The sequence below is a fragment of the Myxococcus sp. CA023 genome (assembly GCF_010998615.1).
GTDB lineage: Bacteria > Myxococcota > Myxococcia > Myxococcales > Myxococcaceae > Myxococcus.
In genome coordinates, this window is record NZ_JAAEAH010000017.1 from 94,691 (window position 1) to 113,741 (window position 19,051).

At 67.7% G+C, this 19,051-nt stretch carries 15 protein-coding genes and 1 pseudogene; 12 read left to right on the forward strand and 4 right to left on the reverse strand.

Annotated features, from left to right (window positions below; genetic code table 11):
- Positions 1-164: 164 nt before the first annotated feature.
- Both F8M74_RS10085 and F8M74_RS10090 read right to left on the reverse strand, forming a co-directional pair.
- The gene (locus tag F8M74_RS10085) at positions 165-737 is read right to left on the reverse strand and encodes a DUF1629 domain-containing protein (RefSeq protein ID WP_141257922.1); all 573 of its coding nucleotides are present in this window, start codon (positions 735-737) and stop codon (positions 165-167) included.
- 12 nt (positions 738-749) lie between these two features.
- Positions 750-2,086: pseudogene (locus F8M74_RS10090) on the reverse strand (AHH domain-containing protein).
- Positions 2,087-2,335: 249 nt separating this feature from the next.
- Here F8M74_RS10090 and F8M74_RS10095 point away from each other — a divergent pair.
- The 10 genes from F8M74_RS10095 to F8M74_RS10140 all read left to right on the forward strand — a co-directional run bounded on the left by F8M74_RS10095 (position 2,336) and on the right by F8M74_RS10140 (position 14,696).
- Positions 2,336-2,746, forward strand: coding sequence for a hypothetical protein (locus tag F8M74_RS10095; protein WP_141257923.1), 411 nt, complete (start codon positions 2,336-2,338; stop codon positions 2,744-2,746).
- A gap of 136 nt (positions 2,747-2,882) precedes the next feature.
- Positions 2,883-4,409: a CoA-acylating methylmalonate-semialdehyde dehydrogenase gene (locus F8M74_RS10100; RefSeq protein ID WP_141257924.1), complete on the forward strand. Its 1,527-nt coding sequence runs from the start codon at positions 2,883-2,885 to the stop codon at positions 4,407-4,409.
- Positions 4,410-4,482: 73 nt separating this feature from the next.
- Positions 4,483-5,736 (forward strand): GTP cyclohydrolase II, encoded by a 1,254-nt coding sequence (locus tag F8M74_RS10105; protein ID WP_140859871.1) that lies wholly within the window; start codon positions 4,483-4,485, stop codon positions 5,734-5,736.
- The gene (locus tag F8M74_RS10110) at positions 5,729-6,940 is read left to right on the forward strand and encodes a DUF1688 family protein (RefSeq protein ID WP_141257925.1); all 1,212 of its coding nucleotides are present in this window, start codon (positions 5,729-5,731) and stop codon (positions 6,938-6,940) included. The genes F8M74_RS10105 and F8M74_RS10110 overlap by 8 nt, the downstream gene beginning before the upstream one ends.
- Before the next feature lie 12 nt (positions 6,941-6,952).
- Positions 6,953-7,588 carry a uracil phosphoribosyltransferase gene (upp, locus tag F8M74_RS10115; protein WP_140786594.1) on the forward strand — a complete coding sequence of 212 codons (636 nt, stop codon included), beginning with the start codon at positions 6,953-6,955 and terminating at the stop codon, positions 7,586-7,588.
- Between the two features lie 110 nt (positions 7,589-7,698).
- A complete protein-coding gene (locus tag F8M74_RS10120; protein ID WP_228559650.1) occupies positions 7,699-8,208 on the forward strand; it encodes an MXAN_0125 family MYXO-CTERM protein in 510 nt (169 codons plus the stop codon).
- Positions 8,209-8,441: 233 nt separating this feature from the next.
- A complete protein-coding gene (locus tag F8M74_RS10125) occupies positions 8,442-9,764 on the forward strand; it encodes a CapA family protein (protein WP_141257927.1) in 1,323 nt (440 codons plus the stop codon).
- Positions 9,765-9,896: 132 nt separating this feature from the next.
- Positions 9,897-11,930: a putative metal-binding motif-containing protein gene (locus tag F8M74_RS10130; protein WP_216619880.1), complete on the forward strand. Its 2,034-nt coding sequence runs from the start codon at positions 9,897-9,899 to the stop codon at positions 11,928-11,930.
- Positions 11,931-12,108: 178 nt separating this feature from the next.
- Positions 12,109-12,846 (forward strand): hypothetical protein, encoded by a 738-nt coding sequence (locus F8M74_RS10135; protein ID WP_228559649.1) that lies wholly within the window; start codon positions 12,109-12,111, stop codon positions 12,844-12,846.
- Positions 12,843-14,696 (forward strand): putative metal-binding motif-containing protein, encoded by a 1,854-nt coding sequence (locus tag F8M74_RS10140; RefSeq protein WP_141257930.1) that lies wholly within the window; start codon positions 12,843-12,845, stop codon positions 14,694-14,696. Before F8M74_RS10135 ends, F8M74_RS10140 begins: the two co-directional genes overlap by 4 nt.
- 3 nt (positions 14,697-14,699) lie before the next feature.
- On the opposite strand, the gene F8M74_RS10145 is transcribed toward F8M74_RS10140, so the two are convergent.
- Complete coding sequence (locus tag F8M74_RS10145; RefSeq protein ID WP_162294959.1) at positions 14,700-16,001, reverse strand: chloride channel protein; 1,302 nt, start codon at positions 15,999-16,001, stop codon at positions 14,700-14,702.
- A 221-nt stretch (positions 16,002-16,222) separates the two neighbouring features.
- On the opposite strand from F8M74_RS10145, the gene F8M74_RS10150 reads away from it, so the two are divergent.
- Complete coding sequence (locus F8M74_RS10150) at positions 16,223-17,272, forward strand: SGNH/GDSL hydrolase family protein (protein ID WP_141259121.1); 1,050 nt, start codon at positions 16,223-16,225, stop codon at positions 17,270-17,272.
- A 103-nt stretch (positions 17,273-17,375) separates the two neighbouring features.
- Here F8M74_RS10150 and F8M74_RS10155 read toward each other — a convergent pair whose 3' ends face one another.
- Positions 17,376-18,293, reverse strand: a complete 918-nt coding sequence (locus tag F8M74_RS10155; protein WP_228560970.1) for a hypothetical protein — start codon at positions 18,291-18,293, stop codon at positions 17,376-17,378.
- Between the two features lie 80 nt (positions 18,294-18,373).
- On the opposite strand from F8M74_RS10155, the gene F8M74_RS10160 reads away from it, so the two are divergent.
- Positions 18,374-19,027, forward strand: a complete 654-nt coding sequence (locus tag F8M74_RS10160; protein WP_141259119.1) for a hypothetical protein — start codon at positions 18,374-18,376, stop codon at positions 19,025-19,027.
- Positions 19,028-19,051 lie beyond the last annotated feature (24 nt).

Genomic DNA, 19,051 nt, shown 5'->3' on the forward strand with positions numbered 1-19,051 from the left:
TGCACCTGGTCCGCGACTCTATCCGCGCTTGTCCATCAGGCCCATGTTCCAGGCTGTTCGCATGGCTGCCTGCGCACCAGGTCTGTGTCGGCCGTCACCGACGCGTGGGGCCTGTCCTCTGGCCCCCCAGGGTGCTTCAGAGGACAGGGGGCCGTTTGCGCGAACTACACCTGCGTGAACTTCACGCCGGTAGCCTTCGCACGCTCCAAGGCCTGCTTGATGTCCTCGGAGACGATGAGGGCGATGGACCAGCCCCAGGTGCGGAACACCTGGGCGCTGCCCACCTGGGCGAGGTCGACGCGCATGCCGTAGACATCCCGGTACTGTCCCACCTTCTCGGGCCGCCCATCCTCCGGGCGCCAGTGGAGCACTTCTTCTGATGCTGCGTCGTCAATGCAGCGAATGAGCCTCGTGGCCACCAGGATGAAGTACGGGGCCAGGGGGCCATGGATGTCCACGGGGAGGAGCTGCACGTCCTTGGGAGCCATCTCCAGGAAGATGTTGGCCACGCTGGCGCTGACCACGGGAGTGCTGAAGCCCGCGAGAGAAAAATCAAGGGCCTTGCCCGGCTCCTCGATAGGGACTGTGAATCGCTGGCTCACCTCCACTGGATGGCCCTCCCGGAACATCCAAGGGTCGTCTACTTCGTGACCTTGCGCATCTCCGGGGTGGCCCAACTCCCAACGGCCCGGAATGGAAACGTTGTCGGCGAGCTGGAAATACCTCTTGGCCATCATGGCGCCTCGGTATCACTCGGTTCGAGTGAGGAGCTTGTTCAAGCCGGAGCCCGGGGCGGCGGCTTCCTTGGCGAGTTGTCTGAGTTCGTTGACCAAGGCCTCCCGGCACTCGGTCATCTTCCGGCAGCCTTTCGTCGCTTCCTCCAGCCGTGCGTAGACCCGCTCATGATACCTCTGGGGATGGGGGCCCTTGTGGCCCTTCACGGGCACGATGTTCTCAGGGTCTTCCAGCTCCATCCCGGCCTTCTTGAAGATTCTCTTGAACCGGGGCGTCCAGGGCCCGCCGCGCACGGTGGAGACGCCGTTCTTGTTCGTTGCGAGGTGGTGGTTTTCGGAGCGGCCGCCGCTCATGCCTTGGGCCGCCATGGCGACCGCGTTGGGCGCCAGTGCGACAGTGAAGCCCTCGGCTGTCATCGCCACCGACTGCACGCTTCCGATAGTCAAGTACCCATAGCCCGCCTGCGTCTCCACCGCGAGCGCAGCCTGCGCCGAGCCCGGCAGTCTCGAGGACTGCGCCGCCAGGCCCGCCGTATTGCTTATCGCCGCCGTGGCCAGCATGACGAAGACGCGCGCCGCGTTCTCCCCGAGCACTTCGCCGTACGCCTCGCCCGCCTCGCTGAGTTGCTCGAAGGTGGTGGCCCGGTCCACTTCGCGCACCAGCGCCATCCACCCGTCCAGAATGCGCCACACGGTATCCACGCCCAGGTAGGCAATGGCCGAGGCCGTCAGCAGGGCAGCCAGCCCCTTGCTCACTGGCTCGGGTAGCGACCAGAGGAGCAGGTACATGCTGACCGAAGCACTCACCGTCGCGAGCAGCGCCTGTGGGTCGGCCATGTCCTCCAGCGCCTCTGCTGTCTCTTCCCACACCGAGTCCATGGCGATGGCCAGTGAGTACTTGCCGTCGCTGGCCAGCAGCGGGCCTTCTGACAACAGGCGCAGGCAGTCACCGGGCTGCGACTTGCGCTCGCACCAGCGGCCATAGGCGCGCGTCAGTTCGTCATCCGCGTAGACTTCCAGGAGACGCGGACCGCCTGGGTCCTTCTCTTCGTCCTGGGGATGAGCCGGGGGCCGCGCCCCTCGTACAGGTACACGCCGCTTCGCTCGGGAACGCCGAAGAGTCGGCGGGCCTCTCGCAGGGGATTGGCGAAGGGCCGCACACCCCGAGCGAGCGCCACCAGGGTCTCCTCGAATTCATCGTCGACCAGTTCCACGGGCCCGTCGCCGTCCTCTGTAAAGGGCGTGTGGACGATGAGAGGTCCGTCGCCGGTGTCCAGGCGCACGAGTCGCGTGGTCGAACAGCCTGTGACGGCAAGCGCCAGCACCAGCCAGATGACCGCACGCGCTCTCATCCAAATCCTCCGGTTCCGGGGCGTGCTCCTGCGAGACCAGGTCAGGAATACAAGAAGAGTCCGACCAAGAGCCACGAGATGTCCAAGCGCAGTTACGGCACGTTCGGCGAACTCCTGGCTCCTGTCAGGTGGGCCCAGCGCCGCTACCATCTCCGGTTGGGCGTAGGTAGACAGTCGTGATGCCGGGGGGAGCCGACGGAAGGCCCGGGCGTGCACGCCCCCCCACTCCGCGGTTACCTTCGGGCTGCCATGTCCCTTCGCAAGGATTACATCGAGCGGCTCATCGAGGAGTTCGCCGCCGCGCTGGCCCGCATCATCAAGGCGCGCCGGGAAAAGAAGCTCGCGGACGCCCAGCGCCTCATCCAGGAGACGGCGCTGTCCACGTTGGGCATGGAGTACGCCGCGCTGCTGATGGCGGACCCGGTGTCCACCGCGCGACTGCTGGGCTCCCCCACGCGCGTGAAGGTGCTCGCGCGCCTGGTCGCCGAGGACGGAGAGCTGAACGCCGAGCAGGGCGACACCGCCACGGCCACTTCCCGCATTCACTACGCGCTCGCGCTGTACGACGAAGTCCAGGCCCTGGGTCTCACGCCGGATGCCGATGACACGGCCACCATCGCCCGGCTGCGCGGCCTGCTGGCGGCGCCTGACGCCCGCTGAACGCAATCCCTTACACCCGTCCGAGAGATGGGTCCGCTACCTGACAGAGTGAGTGCCGGGATGTCTTCCATTGGGCGTGTCCGAAGGTACCCTCGGGGACCCCTGGGTTGCATGTCAGTCCATTCCCCTGGTTACAATGGCAGGCCATTTCTTCACGCCAGACACCTGGGGGGTGTGCGTGTCCTTCATCCAGCTTCCGCGGAGCGTCGTCTCGTGCCGTAACCTCGTTGGAGGAAGCTGGCAGGTGCCGCCCGGTGCGGCGCACCTCGATGTCCGGAGCCCTTACACGGGCACCGTCATTGGCAGGGTTCCCCTCACGCCCGCATCCGGAGTCGCCCAGGCGGTGGAGGCCGCGAAGGCGGCGGCGGCGTCCTGGAAGGACACCCCGCTGCGGGAGCGCACGCAGTACCTGTACCGCTTCCGCCAGTTCCTCGAGCGCGACCTGGACGCCCTGGCTCAACGGGCCGCCAGCGAGGCGGGGAAGACGGTGGCGGAGGCCCGCGCGGGCCTGCTCAAGGGCATGGAGGTCTGCGACTTCGCGCTGTCCCTCCAGAACCTCGACACGGGCGCGCACCTGGAGGTCAGCCGCGGCATCTCCTGTGAGTACCGCCGCGAGCCGCTGGGCGTCGTCGCCGGAATCACTCCGTTCAACTTCCCGGCCATGGTGCCGATGTGGATGTTCCCCATCGCCGTCACGCTGGGCAACGCCTTCATCCTCAAGCCGTCGGAGAAGGTGCCGCTGACCGCGTGCGCGCTGGGCGAGCTCATGTGCGAGGCCGGCTACCCCGCGGGCGTCTTCTCCGTCGTGCACGGCGGCAAGGAGGCGGTGGACGCGCTGGTGGCGCACCCGGACGTGCAGGCGGTGGGCTTCGTCGGCTCGTCCGCGGTGGCGCGCCACCTGTACGCGGAGGGCTGCAAGCGCGGCAAGCGCGTGCTGGCGCTGGGCAGCGCGAAGAACCACCTCATCGTCGTGCCGGACGCGGACCCGGAGTTGACGCCGCAGGCGGTGGTGGACTCGTTCACCGGCTGCGCGGGCCAGCGCTGCATGGCGGCCAGCGTGCTGCTCGCGGTGGGCAACGTGGAGTCCCTTCTCCAGGAAGTCGTCCGCCGCGCGGCGAAGCTGGAGATGGGGCCCGGCATGGGCGCGCTCATCGACCGGGGCTCGCTGGACCGCTTGGAGACGGCCATTGCCCGCGCGGAGGCCGAGGGCGCGCGGGTGCTGCTGGACGGCCGTGGCCACAAGCCGCAGGGCGAGCCGTGGTCCGGTGGCAACTGGCTGGGCCCCACGCTGCTGGACGGCGTGCGTCCGGAGATGGAGGCCGCGCGGCGCGAGCTGTTCGGCCCGGTGCTCTCCATCGTCCGGGTGCCCACGCTGTCCGCGGCGCTGGCGGTGGAGAACGCGTCGCCCTACGGCAACGCGGCGTCCATCTTCACCACGAGCGGTGGGGTGGCGCAGACGGTGGTGGAGGGCGTGCGCGCCGGCATGGTGGGCGTCAACGTGGGTGTTCCTGTTCCGCGTGAGCCGTTCTCCTTCGGTGGCACGGGCGATTCGCGCTTCGGGCACGGGGACATCACCGGGCCGTCCAGCCTCGACTTCTGGACGCAGGTGAAGAAGGTCACCCGCAAGTGGTCGGCCCGGACCGACGGCTCGTGGATGAGCTGAAGCGCGCCCCACGACGCGAAGCACCGCCCCCGCACTCCGACTTTGCTCTCGCGCCCGCAAGGAGGGCGCTCCCATGGCCGAGAAAAAGAATCCCAATCACATCCGTCTCACCTCCCACCCGGATGGCGACGTCCCCAGCGTCCCCATCCGCTGGGGAGACGGCGAGCCGACGCGCCGCGGCCCCGTCGTCGCCACGCTGACGGAAGCCGGGCACCGCAACGTCATCGGCACGCATGCCGGCGCGTATGCCGTGTACCGCGCGCTGGCCGTGGCCGCGGGCATGCTGCCGCAGGACCACCGCGCCGACCTGAAGAACACCGCGCCCGCCGCGCAGGTGGGGCCGCATCCGTCGTGGAGCGACCCGCAGCGCATCGTCTCGCTGGACCCGTGGGGCGCCATCGCGCCGCAGGCCTTCCGGCCCTTCGCGGAGCAGGGCATCGACTTCCGGCCGACCATCGCCGTCACGAAGGCGCACATCAACTTCCCCGAGGTGCGCGACGCCATCGATGCCGGGCGCTTGACGCCGGACGGGGACCTGCTGCGCGGCAACGGCGACATCAAGGTGACCAAGGCCGCGGTGGACCCGGTGTGGTTCCTGCCGGGCATCGCGAAGCGCTTCGGCATGACGGAGAGCGCGCTGCGCCGCGGCCTCTTCGAGCAGACGGGCGGCATGTTCCCGGAGCTGATTACGCGCCCGGACCTGCACGTCTTCCTGCCTCCCATTGGCGGGCTGACGCTGTACGTCTTCGGCGGCATCGAGACGCTGGCGGACCGGGACGTGCCGCTGACGGCGCGCGTGCATGACGAGTGCAACGGCTCCGACGTGTTCGGCAGCGACATCTGCACCTGCCGGCCCTACCTGGCGCACGGCATCGAGGAGTGCGTGCGCACGGCGCAGGCGGGCGGCGCGGGGCTCATCGTCTACCTGCGCAAGGAAGGCCGGGCGCTGGGCGAGGTGACGAAGTTCCTCGTGTACAACGCGCGCAAGCGGCAGGAGGGCGGCGACTCCGCGGCCACCTACTTCCAGCGCACCGAGTGCGTGGCCGGCGTGCAGGACATGCGCTTCCAGGAGCTGATGCCGGACGTGCTGCACTGGCTGGGCATCACCCGCATCCACCGCTTCGTATCGATGAGCGACATGAAGCACGACGCGATTACGCGCTCGGGCATCGAAATCCTGGAGCGTGTCCCCATCCCCGACGAGCTCATCCCCGCCGACGCCAAGGTGGAGATGGAGGCGAAGAAGGCCGCGGGTTACTTCACGCAAGGGCCGGTGGCGGACGCGGCGGGGCTGGCGCAGGTGAAGGGGCGGGACCTCGATGTCTGATTACTCATTGGCCAGGCCGGACCTCTCTCCCGCGGTGGCGTGGCTGCGCACGCCGTCCGCCATCCGCGAGCGGTGCCACCAGCTGTTGGACCTGGGGCTGGCGGGCAAGCTGGAGCACTTCCGTGTCGAGCCGTCGCGGCTGCCCATCGTCGTGGACACGGTGCTGCACGTGACGCGCGAGCACTACCCCACGCTGGACGTGCCGCTGCACAGCCGCTGGCGCCACTTCGACGTGGGCGGCGTGGCGCGGTTGGCGGAGCTGGAGGCGCGGCTGAAGGACGCCTCTCTTCAAGAGCGGGCGCGCGCGAAGCTGGACCTGGTGGTGGTGAGCGTGCTGCTGGACGCGGGCAGTGGCCCGCAGTGGCGCTACCAGGAGGCCGGCGGAAAGACGTGGGCGCGCTCCGAGGGTCTGGCCGTGGCCAGCTTCCGCATGTTCATGGAGGGGCGCTTCTCGTCGGACCCGGACCGGCCGCTGCGCGTGGACGCGGAGGCGCTGGGGCGGCTCACGCGCGAGGCGCTCGCGCAGGGCATGCAGGTGACGGATGCCAACCCGGTGGATGGGCTGGAGGGCCGGCTGCACCTGTTGCACGGGCTGGCGAAGGTGCTGCCTCGGCCTGGGGCGCTGCTGGACATCATCACCGCGCAGCAGCGCAGCGTGCGCGCCGCAGAGCTGCTGGGGCTGGTGTTGGAGGTGCTGGGCCCCATCTGGCCGGGCCGGGTGATGGTGGACGCGGTGAACCTGGGCGACGTGTGGCCACATCCCGCGCTGGGGTCGGTGGAGAGCCTGGAGGCGCTGGTGCCCTTCCACAAGCTGTCGCAGTGGCTGACGTATTCCCTGGTGGAGCCGCTGTCCGAGGCGGGTGTGGTGGTGACGGAGCTGGATGGCCTCACCGGCCTGCCCGAGTACCGCAACGGTGGCCTGCTGGTGGACCTGGGCGTGCTGTCTCCCCGGGAGCCGCGCCTCTTCACGCAGTCCTTCCACCCGGGTGACGAGCCCATCGTGGAGTGGCGCGCGCTGACGGTGGCGCTGCTGGACCGGGTGGCGGCGCTGGTGCGTGGCCGGCTGGGCCTGAGCGCGGAGGAGCTGCCGCTGGGGAAGGTGCTCCAGGGAGGCACGTGGACCGCGGGCCGGCGCGTGGCGGCGGAGCGGCGTCCCGGGGGTGGGCCGCCCATCCGCGTGGACAGTGACGGCACGGTGTTCTGACGGGAGGACGCAATGGAATTTCCGAACTGCACGGTGGTGGACCACCCGCTGGTGAAGCACAAACTCACGCAGATGCGCCGGGTGGAGACGAGCACCGCTTCCTTCCGGGCGCTGCTCCAGGAAATCTCACTGCTGCTCGCCTATGAGGCGCTGAGAGACCTCAAGGTGCGCGAGGAGGACATCCAGACGCCCATGGCGCGCACGATGGCGCCGGTGCTGGATGGCAAGAAGCTGGTGCTGGTGGCCATCATGCGCGCGGGGCAGGGCATCCTCGACGGGATGTTGCAGCTGGTGCCCTCCGCGCGCGTGGGGCACATCGGCCTGTACCGGGACCCGGAGACGCTGTCGCCGGTGGAGTACTACTACCGCGTGCCCGGCCAGCTCGCGGACCGGGACGTGGTGGTGTGCGACCCGATGCTCGCCACGGGGAACTCGGCGGTGGCCGCGCTCCAGCGGCTGAAGAAGAGCAAGCCCGGCTCATTGCGCTTCGTCTGTCTGCTGGCGTGCCCGGAGGGCCTGACGAACCTGCGCGAGCACCACCCGGACGTCCACGTCTACACCGCCGCCATCGACGAGCGGTTGGACGAGCACGGCTACATCCTCCCGGGCCTGGGCGACGCGGGCGACCGGCTCTTCGGGACCAAGTAGCGCGGTGGAGGCGATACCCCTCACCCGGCAACGGTGACTTGGCGCGCGGCCGTGTCCGGGACAGGATGCGCGCCGCGGACGGGGCCGGCGCAATCGGTTGGGGTGCAGTGATGCAAGGAATGCTTGTTCGCGCCCGGCGCATGATGGCATGGCTGGGCTGCGCCAGTGTGCTGGGACTGTCGGGAATCGCCCGGGCGGAGTCGGAGCCGTGCGCGTGCTCCACGTCGAACCAGAGCGTCGTCTCCGAGGTGCCGTGCCTCATTTTCCGCGCGTCCGTCAGCTGCGGACTGAGCAACGTGCGCAACGCCTGTGCGCAGACGGTGACGCTGGTCGACTGGCCGCTGTCGAGCTGTCCGGACAGTGTATGCACCCAGGCGCTCGCGCCAGGTGAAGAGGCGGGCTTCATCTTCGGCAGGGAGGAGTTCGAGAGGGAGCGCTTCGTCGAGCAGTCCTACACGGTGCACGTGGATGGCGTGGACCAGCGGCTCGCCATCAGCGCGGAGGTGACGTGCAGGGACGTCCGCGATTCCGATGGCTGTGCAGCGGCGCCGGGTGCGCTGGGCGCGGCGGGGGTGGCGCTGCTGGTGGGCGCGGTGGCTCGCCGGCGCCGTGGAGCTTGAGCGCAGGCCCTGAGCGGCGCTGTCCGCCGGGACGTACAGGCGTGCGCCGGCGGGCGGTGTCCGTGAGGCCGGGGTACTGGTCCCAGCCCTGGCCTTCGCGGCCGTGGCCGTTGCGGCAGCTACCCGCGCAAGGGTGACGCGAGCAGCGACAAGGGCAAGCCGTCGGATCCGCGGTCCGCCGGCACCCGGGGGGCTCTTCCAGGGATGCCGGGTGTCTGGATTAGGGTGGAGGCGTGTCCGCCTCCGTCCTGCTGCTGTTGCCCCTGCTTTGTGCCTCCGCCCCCACGCGCGTGGAGCTGGTGTTTGGTGGGGATGTGATTCCCCATGGCGAGGTGAAGGATGTCGCGAGGCTGCACGCCCGCACCGGGGCGCCGCCACCGGAAGGAGGCCGGGCGCCCTCGCTCAACCATGAGGGCTGGGACCACGTTTTCGGGCCCATCGCGGACGTGCTGCGCACCGCGGACGTGGGCGTCGTGAATCTGGAGACGCCCGTCACCGACAACAAGAAGGCGGTCGCGCGGGAGCTCTTGTTCAACGCGCCGTCGGCCATGGTGCACGCGCTGGCCTCGGCCGGGGTGAAGGTGGTGTCCACCGCGAACAACCACGCGAGGGACCAGCACCCCGCAGGCATGTTGGAGACGCTGCGGCACCTGGATGCGGCGGGCATCCGTCATACGGGCACGGGCGCGACGAAGGACGCCGCGTGGGAGCCGGCCTTTGTGGACGTGCGCGGCGTGAAGGTGGGGTTCCTGTCCTTCACGCGCATGCTCAATGGCTTCAGCAATCCGAAGGATGCGCAGGCGCCGCATGTCGCGCTGGTGCCCTATTCGGGGCACGAAACGCACCGGGGGATTCAGTCCGAACAGGCCGTGGAGGCCGTGCGCGCCGCGGCGGCGCGGTGTGACGCGCTCATCGTGCTGGCGCACTGGGGGACGGAGTACAAAGGGGAGCCACGGCCCGAGGACCGTGAGCTGGGACGCGCGCTGCTGGACGCGGGGGCGAGGGCGGTCATCGGGCACCATCCGCACGTGCTCCAGCCGCTGGAGTCGTACCAGACGGTGGATGGGCGCAAGGGGCTCATCGCGTACTCGCTGGGCAACCTGGTGGCGAACCAGGACCGCTTCTACCAGCACGCGGCGGGGACGAAGAGCTCGGGGGGCGACCGGAGGGACTCGATGTTGCTGCGGCTGTCGCTGGTGCGGCCCATGCCCGGTGTGTCGGTGGCACTGGAGGAAGTGGCGGTGCTGCCGGTGTGGATTGAGAACAACGCGGTGGGGCGGGCGCGAAATGAGTCGCGGAACATCCAGCCAGTGCTCATCGACCGGGAGCTGGAGGAGGTGACGGCGCGGCTGGCGTTGTTGGCGGCGCGCCCCGCGCCTCTGGACAAGGAGACACGCGCGCAGAAGGCCTTGCTGGAGCGGCGGCTGGAAGGCTCCAAGCACCGGCGTGAGCGCATTCTCCGGATGTTGCCGGAAGGGTTCGCGGTGGCGTCGCCCGAGTTGCGTCAGCGCGGGACGGAGACTGTGCCCCCAGGGCGGTTGGCCTCACAGCCGTGATGGCAAAGGCACACGTGGGTGTGCCTCAGTCCATTCTGGCTGTGAGATGTCCATGGTCTTTCATTCAGGTGGACTTCAGGGTGAGTCGGCTTCTGGGCAAGTCACGCCTGGGGTTGGGGTAGAGTGCACCCTATGCGTCAATCCGCCATTCTCCTCCTGCCTCTGTTGTTGCTGGCCTGCAAGAAGGACTCGAAAGAGCCGGACACGAAGCAGGCTGCGGTTCACGTCAAGATTGGCCACCACCCGAAATTCAGTCAGGGCTGCATCACGGTGGAGGCCCATGGTGGCACCGGTGAGACGGTGCTCGCGGAGTTCAAGGAGCCCCAGTTCGACTCCAACGACCCGGTGTTGAACGTCGCAGTCTTCCGGAAGGCGGACTGGGGGCGGGACGTCGAAATCACCGTCAGGGCTTTCGAGAAGGGGTGCGCGGCGGAGCAGTTGGTGGATGAGCGGAAGCAGACCTTCAGCTTCGCCTCCGCGGGCCGGCAGGAGTGGCTGCTCGAGGACCTGCACACCGATGACGTGGACGGAGACGGCTTCGTCTCACGGGGTGGGCCGATGAACCGGGGGTCGGACTGTGATGACCTGCGGGAGACGGCTTACCCTGGCGCGCCGGAACTCTGTAACGGCCTGGATGACAACTGCGACGGCCAGATGGAAACGGGTGTCACCAACAAGGTCTGGTACCTGGACCACGACCGCGACAGCTTCGGACGCAATGGGCCCGGCACGGAGGCCTGTGACCCACCGAGTGAACTTTATGTCGAGGTGGATGGGGATTGTGACGACGAGCGGGCCTACATCAATCCGAACGGCGTGGAGGCGTGCAACGGCGTGGATGACAACTGCGACGGTCGCGCCGACGAGCTGTTCACGGAGGGGCCGGGTGCACTGGGGACGGCTTGCACGGAGGCCTGCAACGGGACGTATGCCTGCAATTCTGCGGGGACGGGGACGGTCTGCGTCGGCACGCCGTCGACGCCGCTCTACGCGGACGCGGACAGCGACGGAGAGGGAGAAAAGGACAGCGTTCCGGTTGGAGAGCTGTGTCCCGGAGCGCCGCTACCTCCGATGATGGCGGACAACACGCGGGACTGTGATGACGCTGACCCCGGCACGAACACCCAGGCGACGGAGGTCTGCGACGGGCTGGACAACGACTGCGATGGGCAAGTGGATGAGCAGATGTCCTGCGGCTCGCTGAGGAAGGTGGCAGACCCCGTGTTGGCAGGGGGCAATTGGAGGACGGTGGCCGTGCACCCGGATGGTTACCCGGTGTGGGTGGCGGGATTGGATGGCAGGCTGGCGGTGAAGATGAGCGCGACTTCAGCGTTCGTGAGTCACAGCGGGGATACGACGACTCGGTGTGGGCCGGCCGGAAACACGCTGGACTGGCACGCCGCATGGGTCAATCCCCATAATGGTTATCTTGTCGTGGTTGGCGAAGACGGTTGGATTGGCGAGCACAACGGCGGCTCCTGTTCTCAATCCCCGAACAACCTCCCTGGCGACAGCGATTACTTCTCCAGTGTCGTTGGAGTAGGAAACCCAGCTCAAGTATTCGCAGTATCCACCTTGGGTCAATTGTATGAGTTTACAGGGGCGACCCAGCGCCACGACTCGCCCGGTCGGTACTGGGGGCTTCATGCGAACGGCCCGGATGCACTGTATGCGGTGGGTTCGACAGGGGAGTCGTCACCGCTGACGCCGATGGTGAATCTCTATACCCGCAGCACCAACTGGGGCACTGCCGCATCGCACAACCTCCAGGGGACTGCGGGCTACAACGGTGGCTTGCGCGCCGTGTGGGCTGCGGCCTCGACGCTCATCTACGCGGTGGGCGACGGCGGCCTGGTGGTGAAAGGCAGTGGGCAGTCAAGGGACTGGGAGCGAGTGCTTCCTTCTCTGGGGCCCACGGTCGATTACGTCAGTGTTGCTGCCCCCCCCGGGAGCATGAATGCCTACGTCATTGGCAACGAGGGCAATGCAGGGCGGCTACAGCGGCTGACCCCTTACGGCTGGGCCAAGGCCCCAGCCTTCGCGACGGGCGAGCCAAGCGTGCCGCTCCGCGACATCGCGATGACCTCCGCGAGCAACTTCTGGATCGTAGGCGATGATGGAAACGTCTACCACTTCCCGGAGCCAGCTCCCTCCACTCAGCCATAGGTTGATGGGTTGGAGTTGGCAGGGTTTTGCCCAGGGTGTCTGTCTGAACTAAAATCCAGGTATGCTTGTTGCTCTGACCTGGAGGCGGTGCCTGTCTCTCGCCGCATGCCTATGGATTGTCATTCCAGCGCATGCGGCCAGAGCGGATGGCGAATTTGGGCGCCATGTCTCGGAGGCCGTGCGCCTCTATGACGATCTCGAGTACGAGCGTGCCCTCGAGCAACTGGATCGTGCTCGAGGGAGCCTCCGAGGGACGCGCGAACGAGTATCGCTCGCATTGCATCGTGGCATCATCAGCGCGGACCTCGGGCGGTGGCAGGCGGCGCGTGACGAGTTCCGTACAGCCCTTCTGCTCGAGCCAGAGGCACGCCTTCCCTTGCGCGTTTCCCCCAAAGTCGCGCGGGAGTTCGAGGCCCAGCGTGCACTCGCCAAAGCGGAACTGGCGCGTAGACGAAAGGACTCGCCCACGCGTGAGGCAGCTCTCATCGAGCCGCCCGAGACGGAGTCCGTAGCCGACGCCTCTTCAGGGCTGCCCGCCGCGCTGACGCCTACCGAACAGGCCACGGCTTCGAGCCCAGTGGAGGTCCAAGCCAGGACAGCAACGTCGAGCGCTTCCTGGCGGCGCATCGGGGGGCGGCAGGTGCCGCTTGCCAGTCTGGTGCTGCTGGGGGCTGGCATTGCGGCAACCGGTACGGGAACCGTCTTCGGCGTCTCTTCCCGAGGACAGCTCTCGGACGCTAGGGAGGCGAGGTTCCACGAGCATCTCGTGGCGCATCACGGCCGTGCGCAGCGCAGCGCGAGAACGGCCAACGTTCTCTTTGGTACGGCCGGGGTTGCGGCGGCGGGCGCTCTGGTGATCTGGCTCCTGTTGGGAGAGCGGGACGAGGCTGTCACGCAGCAAGGGGGAGCACGATGATGCGCTGGAGCGTGGCATGGCTGCTGCTGTTCACCGCGTGCTCCGTCCCGAGCCTGGAGGAACTCCAAGGGGAACGTCCTCTGGCATGTGATGCGCAGCATGCCTGTGGAACGGGACAGGTATGTGTTTTGGGTGCCTGTCAGGAGAGTCCCTGTGGTTCAACCACGCCGACGGTGGCATATGCGGATGCGGATGGGGACGGCTTCGCCGCGGTGAATGCGCCTTCGCGCGTGTTCTGTGGCGCCGTTCCGGCTGGCTATTCCACGACCCAAGGGGACTGCGACGACACGCGTGCGAAGGCTTATCCTGGCGCGCCGGAACTCTGTAACGGCCTGGATGACAACTGCGACGGCCAGATGGAAACGGGTGTCACCAACAAGGTCTGGTACCTGGACCACGACCGCGATGGCTTCGGACGCAATGGGCCCGGCACGGAGGCCTGTGACCCGCCGAGCGAACTTCATGTCGAGATGACAGGGGATTGTGACGACGAGCGGGCCGACATCCATCCGAACGGCGTGGAGGCGTGCAACGGCTTGGATGACAACTGTGACAATCGCGTCGACGAGTTGTTCACGGAAGGGCCGGGTGCCCTGGGGACGGCTTGCACGGAGGCCTGCAACGGGACGTATGCATGCAACGGCGCGCAGACGGGGACGGTCTGTGTCGGCACGCCTTCGACGCCGCTCTACGCGGACGCGGACAGCGACGGAGAGGGCGAGAAGGACAGCGCGCCGGTGGGAGAGCTGTGCCCTGGAGGGACGCTGCCTCCAATGATGGCGACGAACATGCTGGACTGTGATGACGCTGACCTCGCCACGAACACCCAAGCGACGGAGGTCTGCGACGGCCTGGACAACGACTGCGATGGGCAGGTGGATGAGCAGATGTCATGCGGCTCGCTGAAGAGGGTGGTGGACCCAGTACTGGCAGGGGGCAACTGGAGGACGGTCGCCGTGCACCCGAATGGTTACCCGGTGTGGGTGGCGGGATTGGATGGCAGGCTGGCGGTGAAGATGAACGCGACTTCAGCGTTCCTCAGCCACAGCGGGGATACGGCGACTCGGTGTGGGCCGGCCGGAAACACGCTGGACTGGCACGCGGCGTGGATTAACCCCAATAATAGTTATCTTATCGTGGCCGGTGAAGACGGTTTGATTGGCGAGCACAACGGGGGTTCCTGCTCCCATATCGACGTCAATCTCCCTGGCACGAGCGACTACTTCTCCAGTGTCGTTGGAGTAGGAAACCCAGCTCAAATATTCGCAGTCTCCACCTTGGGCCATTTGTATGAATTTACAGGCGTTACCCAGCGCCACGATTCGCCCGGTCGGTACTGGGGGCTCCATGCATTCGGTCAGGATGCGCTGTATGCAGTGGGCTCGACAGGAGAGTCGTCACCGCTGACGCCGGTGGTGAATCTCCATACCCGCAGCACCACCTGGGGCACTCCAGCCGCGCACAACCTCCAGGGGACCGCAGGTTACAACGGCGGCTTGCGGGCGGTGTGGGCTGCGAGCGTGGAGCACATCTATGCGGTGGGTGATGGAGGCTTGGTGGTGAAAGGCGGTGGGCAATCGAGGGACTGGGAGCGGGTGCTCCCGCCTACGGGACCCGTGCTCAACTACGCCAGTGTGGCTGCCCCGCCCGGGACAATGAATGCCTATGTCATCGGCAACGACGGCAGCAGGGGCCGACTGCATCGGCTGACCCCACACGGTTGGGCCAAGGCTCCAGCCTTCACCCCAAGCGCACCGAACGTGCCGCTCCGCGACATCGCCATGACCTCCTCAAGCAACTTCTGGATCGTCGGCGACGACGGAAACGTCTACCACTTCCCGGAGCCGTAGCCTTCAGCCGCCGCCCCGTCCCTCAGGCCCTGAGGGCGGGGCGCGGTCCTCGCGGGTCAGCTCCCGCAGGGCCACGATTTTCTCCAGCAGCGGCCCTCCGTGTTTCATCCGCGCAATCCGCTGTGACGGATAGATGCCCCGTTGCCCCGTGAGCAGGTACGCCACCGTGGCCACAATCGCCACGTGGGGCAACACATTCGCCCCCAACAGCTCCACGGCCATGATGGACAGCGCCAGCGGCGTATTCGCCGCCGCCGCGAACAGGGCCGCCATGCCCACCGCCGCGCCCAAATCCAACGGCAGGCCCAACAGCCGCGCCAGGACGTTGCCCAGCGACGCGCCGATGAAGAACAGCGGCGTCACCTCGCCGCCCAGGAATCCCGCGGCCAGCGTCACCACCGTGAAGGCAAGCTTCCACGCGAACGCCGACACGGGCAGCGCCGGGTCCTCGAAGGCCCGCTGGATGCCCGGTACCCCCAGGCCCAGGTAGTCATCCGTACCGGCCAGCAGCCACAGCAGCAGCACGGCCAGACCGCCCAGTGCCATCCGCAGCGGCAACACCTGCACGCGCTGCTCCAGCAGCTTCTTTAGCCGGTGCATCAACTCCACGAACACCACCGCCACCACGGCCACCGCCACCGCGAACACCAGCCATTTCGCCAACACCGCCACTGTCAGGGGCAGCGCCCCCGGCGCCGGATACGGCGTGTGATGGATGCCCAAGCTCCGCGTCACCAAATCGCCCACCACCGACGCCACCAGCGCGGGCAGCAGGGCCTCGTAGCCCATGCGCCCCACCACCACGACCTCCAGCCCGAACACCGCCCCCGCCACCGGCGTGCCGAACACCGAACCGAACCCACCCGCGATGCCCGCGGCCAGCAGCTCGCGGCGCGTGTCCGGGCCCACCCGGAAGCGCCGCGCCACCAGGTCCGCCAGACTGCCGCCCATCTGCACCGCTGTGCCCTCGCGGCCCGCGCTGCCGCCGAACAGGTGCGTCAGCACCGTCCCCACCAGCACCATGGGCGCCATGCGCACCGGCACCTGCGCGTCGCTCGCGTGCACCGTGTCCAGCACCAGGTTGTTGCCCCCGCGAATGGGCCCACCCCACTTCCCGTACACCGCCCCCAGCACCAGCCCCGCCACCGGCAGCGCGTACACCAGCCACGGGTGCCCTTCCCGGAAGTGCGTCGCTTCGTCCAACAGGTACAAAAAGACCGCGGACGCCACGCCGCAGACGACGCCCACCAGCCCACCCAGGAGCAGCCACTGCATCAGCGCTCTCGTGCCACGGGAAAGATTCACGTGAAACACTCCGGACCTGGGTGAAACATGATGAAACACTGCGTCAAATGTTTGCTCCGCGTCATTCTTACGACATCGTTTCAAACACGGGTGAGGTCATATCAACGCCAGTATTTCTGACTTGGTGCGTTATCCTTGTTTGAGGGTGATTTGCGAATCGACGCCATGTAGCCTCCGCGCTCCCCCAACAACCCCCCAGTGGGATTCCAAAGGAGCGGGGCATGTCTTTCCGTCACAACGGGATGTCCATCGTCGCCATGTGCGCGGCTGTCACGGTCGGTGGTAGCGCGATGGCGAGCACCCTCAACCAGAACACGTCGTGGACCATCGACCAGCCGTCGACGTCGACGAAGTACCGCGTGGTGGCCTACGGCGACTCCATCTACGCCGGCTACAACGGTTCCGTCTTCTTCTGGAATGTGGCCCGCCGCGCGGCGCCGGTGGTGCAGGGCGAGGACCTGGCGCGGAAGTGGAACGCGGACGTGGAGGTCATCCGCCGCACCAAGTCCGGCGCGAAGGCGGACGACATCTACAACAACAAGATTGTCTCTGAGCGCTCGTACATGCAGGCGGCCAACACCCGCGTCGTCATGTTCGAGATGTGTGGCAACGACTACCTCCAGGCGCGCAGCGCCTTCTCTGGGCAGACGGGCACCTGTAACTACTCCGGCCTGGAGGCCGCCCTGGCGACCTGCACCACGTACATGGAGCGGGCGATGCAGACCATCAACCAGTACGCGCCCGCCACCGCGACCAAGATCATCTCCAACATCTACTACCCGGGCTTCAACGCGGACAACGTGAACACCCAATGCCGGGATTCCGCCACGGGCCAGGTGGTGAACAAGCGGGAGAAGTTCCTGCCGCTGCTGGCGAGGAGCAACTGGCGTGCGTGCAGCCTGGCGGCTCGCCACGGCTTCAAGTGCGCGGACTCGTTCGCGGAGTACATGGCCGCGGATTATGACTCCAACGGCGATGGCAAGGTGGACTCCGAGGCCATCCGCTACATCGAGGGCGAGTCCGAGGCGGCGTACGTCCAGCGCATCTCCGTCACGCTGCGCTCCACGCTGCGCGACTCCAACACGCACTTCGTCAACGCGAGCACCAGCTACGACTACCTCCAGTCTGACGACACCCACCCGACCTACACCGGTGGCACCATTTCCAGCTCTGGCGGCACCGGCGCGCTGCCCGCCGACACCTCGACCTGGAACAAGAACGGCCACGACCGCATGGGCTGGGAGAGCGCGAAGTTCAACCCCACGCCGTAGTCGCTGCGACGGCGCTCACGCCTCGGGTGTGGGCGCGGTGCTTGGGCCTCCGGTTGCCTTCGGGAACCGGGGGCCTTGTCGTTTCCAGCGCCTGGCGCGCGCGTCACATCATGAAGCGCGCGCCGATCAACCCAAGGGTGCCGACGTAGTAGACGAGCCAGCAGATCCACTCCGCCGCACGCCGCACGCCGCGCGCCCAGGCTGGCAGAAGCCACGCAGCCAGGAGCGACGCGCCCTCCGCGGCGACGCGCCAGAAGCAGGCGAAGAGCAGCAGGCACAACGAGATGGGCGCGTAGTACCGGCCGAACGAACGCAGGTACGCGTCCAATCCGTACATCCTGTACTCACCCAGCGCGCCTCCAAACGAGATGACCTGGTACGAGTAGAAGAGGATGGCCGTGGGCACCAGCGGGAAGAACACGAACTTCACCAGCAGGTGGTACCAGCGCCGGCGCCACAGGGCATGGCGCACCTGGGCGTAACGAACCAGCGTGTGGGATTGCGCGGCGCCCAGTGCTCCGTGCCGGCCCAGCGCGTTCAGCAGGGGCAGTGCGTCCTCCACCTCCAGCGCGTGGCTGAAAGCGCGGCCTGACCGCATCCGCAGCGCCAGGCCGGGGCCCGGGAGCGGCAACCGCCAGGGGCGCACCGCGGCCACGGCTTCGAAGGGAATCTCCATCCGGGCGCCGCCGCGCAGCGTCAGGGTCCACTGGTGGGTGTCCACGTCCACGGTGGCCCGGCGGCTGCGGCGCAGCGCGGAGACGAACGCGAGCGGTAGCACGACTCGCAGCAGCAGTCCGATGGCGATGGGCACGGGCTGCATCCGCTGGGTCCCTTCGGAAATTTCCATCCAGAGCTGCGCGGTGAAGTGGAGCAGGGCGCCCAGCGCGGCGAGCTGCGTCACCACCGCGAGCCCTCGCAGCCCGGGTGTCCAGGCGTGCACCGTGAAGCGAGCGGGCTCGGGCGTGGTGACGGGTGGCGTGCCGCCGGGAGCATCGGTGACGAGAATGGACGAAGAGCTCATGAGGGTGAGCGGAAGGCGCTGTGTTTGCCTCGGAGGGAGTGGCTCCGTAGCATACGCAGCCCGGAGGTCTTCGCGCGAACATGAGGCCGCAGTCCCCTGCAGCAAAGCGTCGTGTTGACAGCGACGGCGTCACGCACATCACGCCTGCTCGAACGGGGAAGGGTCTGGGCGTGTGGCTCGTGGGCGGCGCGTGTGTCTTCACGCTCGCGTGCATTGGCTTGAGTGTCTGGTGGGGCTCGACCGACATCGAGGTGGAAGCGCCGCCGCCGCTCGCGGAGGTGCCGCTGCCCACTCCGCCTCCCACGCCTGAGGTGCGTGCCCGCGCGCCGCGGACACGACCGCCTCCCGTCGCGGCGTCTGCTCCGCAGCCCACCCCCGAGCTTGTTGCCGAACTGGACACCGATACCGACGTCCAGGAGCCGGCCATGGAATCCGAACTGACGGGCATGCAGCTCTACCGGCCCGGGACGAAGCCCATCAAGAAAGGCCTCGTCGTCCCCGACGACTTCGAGCTGCCGCCCGGGTACGTGCGTCATTTCCAGTACAAGGACTCGGGAGAGATTGTTGCGGCCGTGCTGATGTTCCATCCCGACCATCAGCCCGTGGATGCGAACGGGCAGCCGGTTCCCAAGCCCGCCGACGGGCTGGTGCCCGAGGAGCTGGCCCCTCCGGGAATGCCCATCCGACGGTTGGAGCTGCCCGAGGGCGCGGAGAGTGGGGCGCCCTCGCCGTGACCGGCGTCCAGGTGGGGGTGGGGC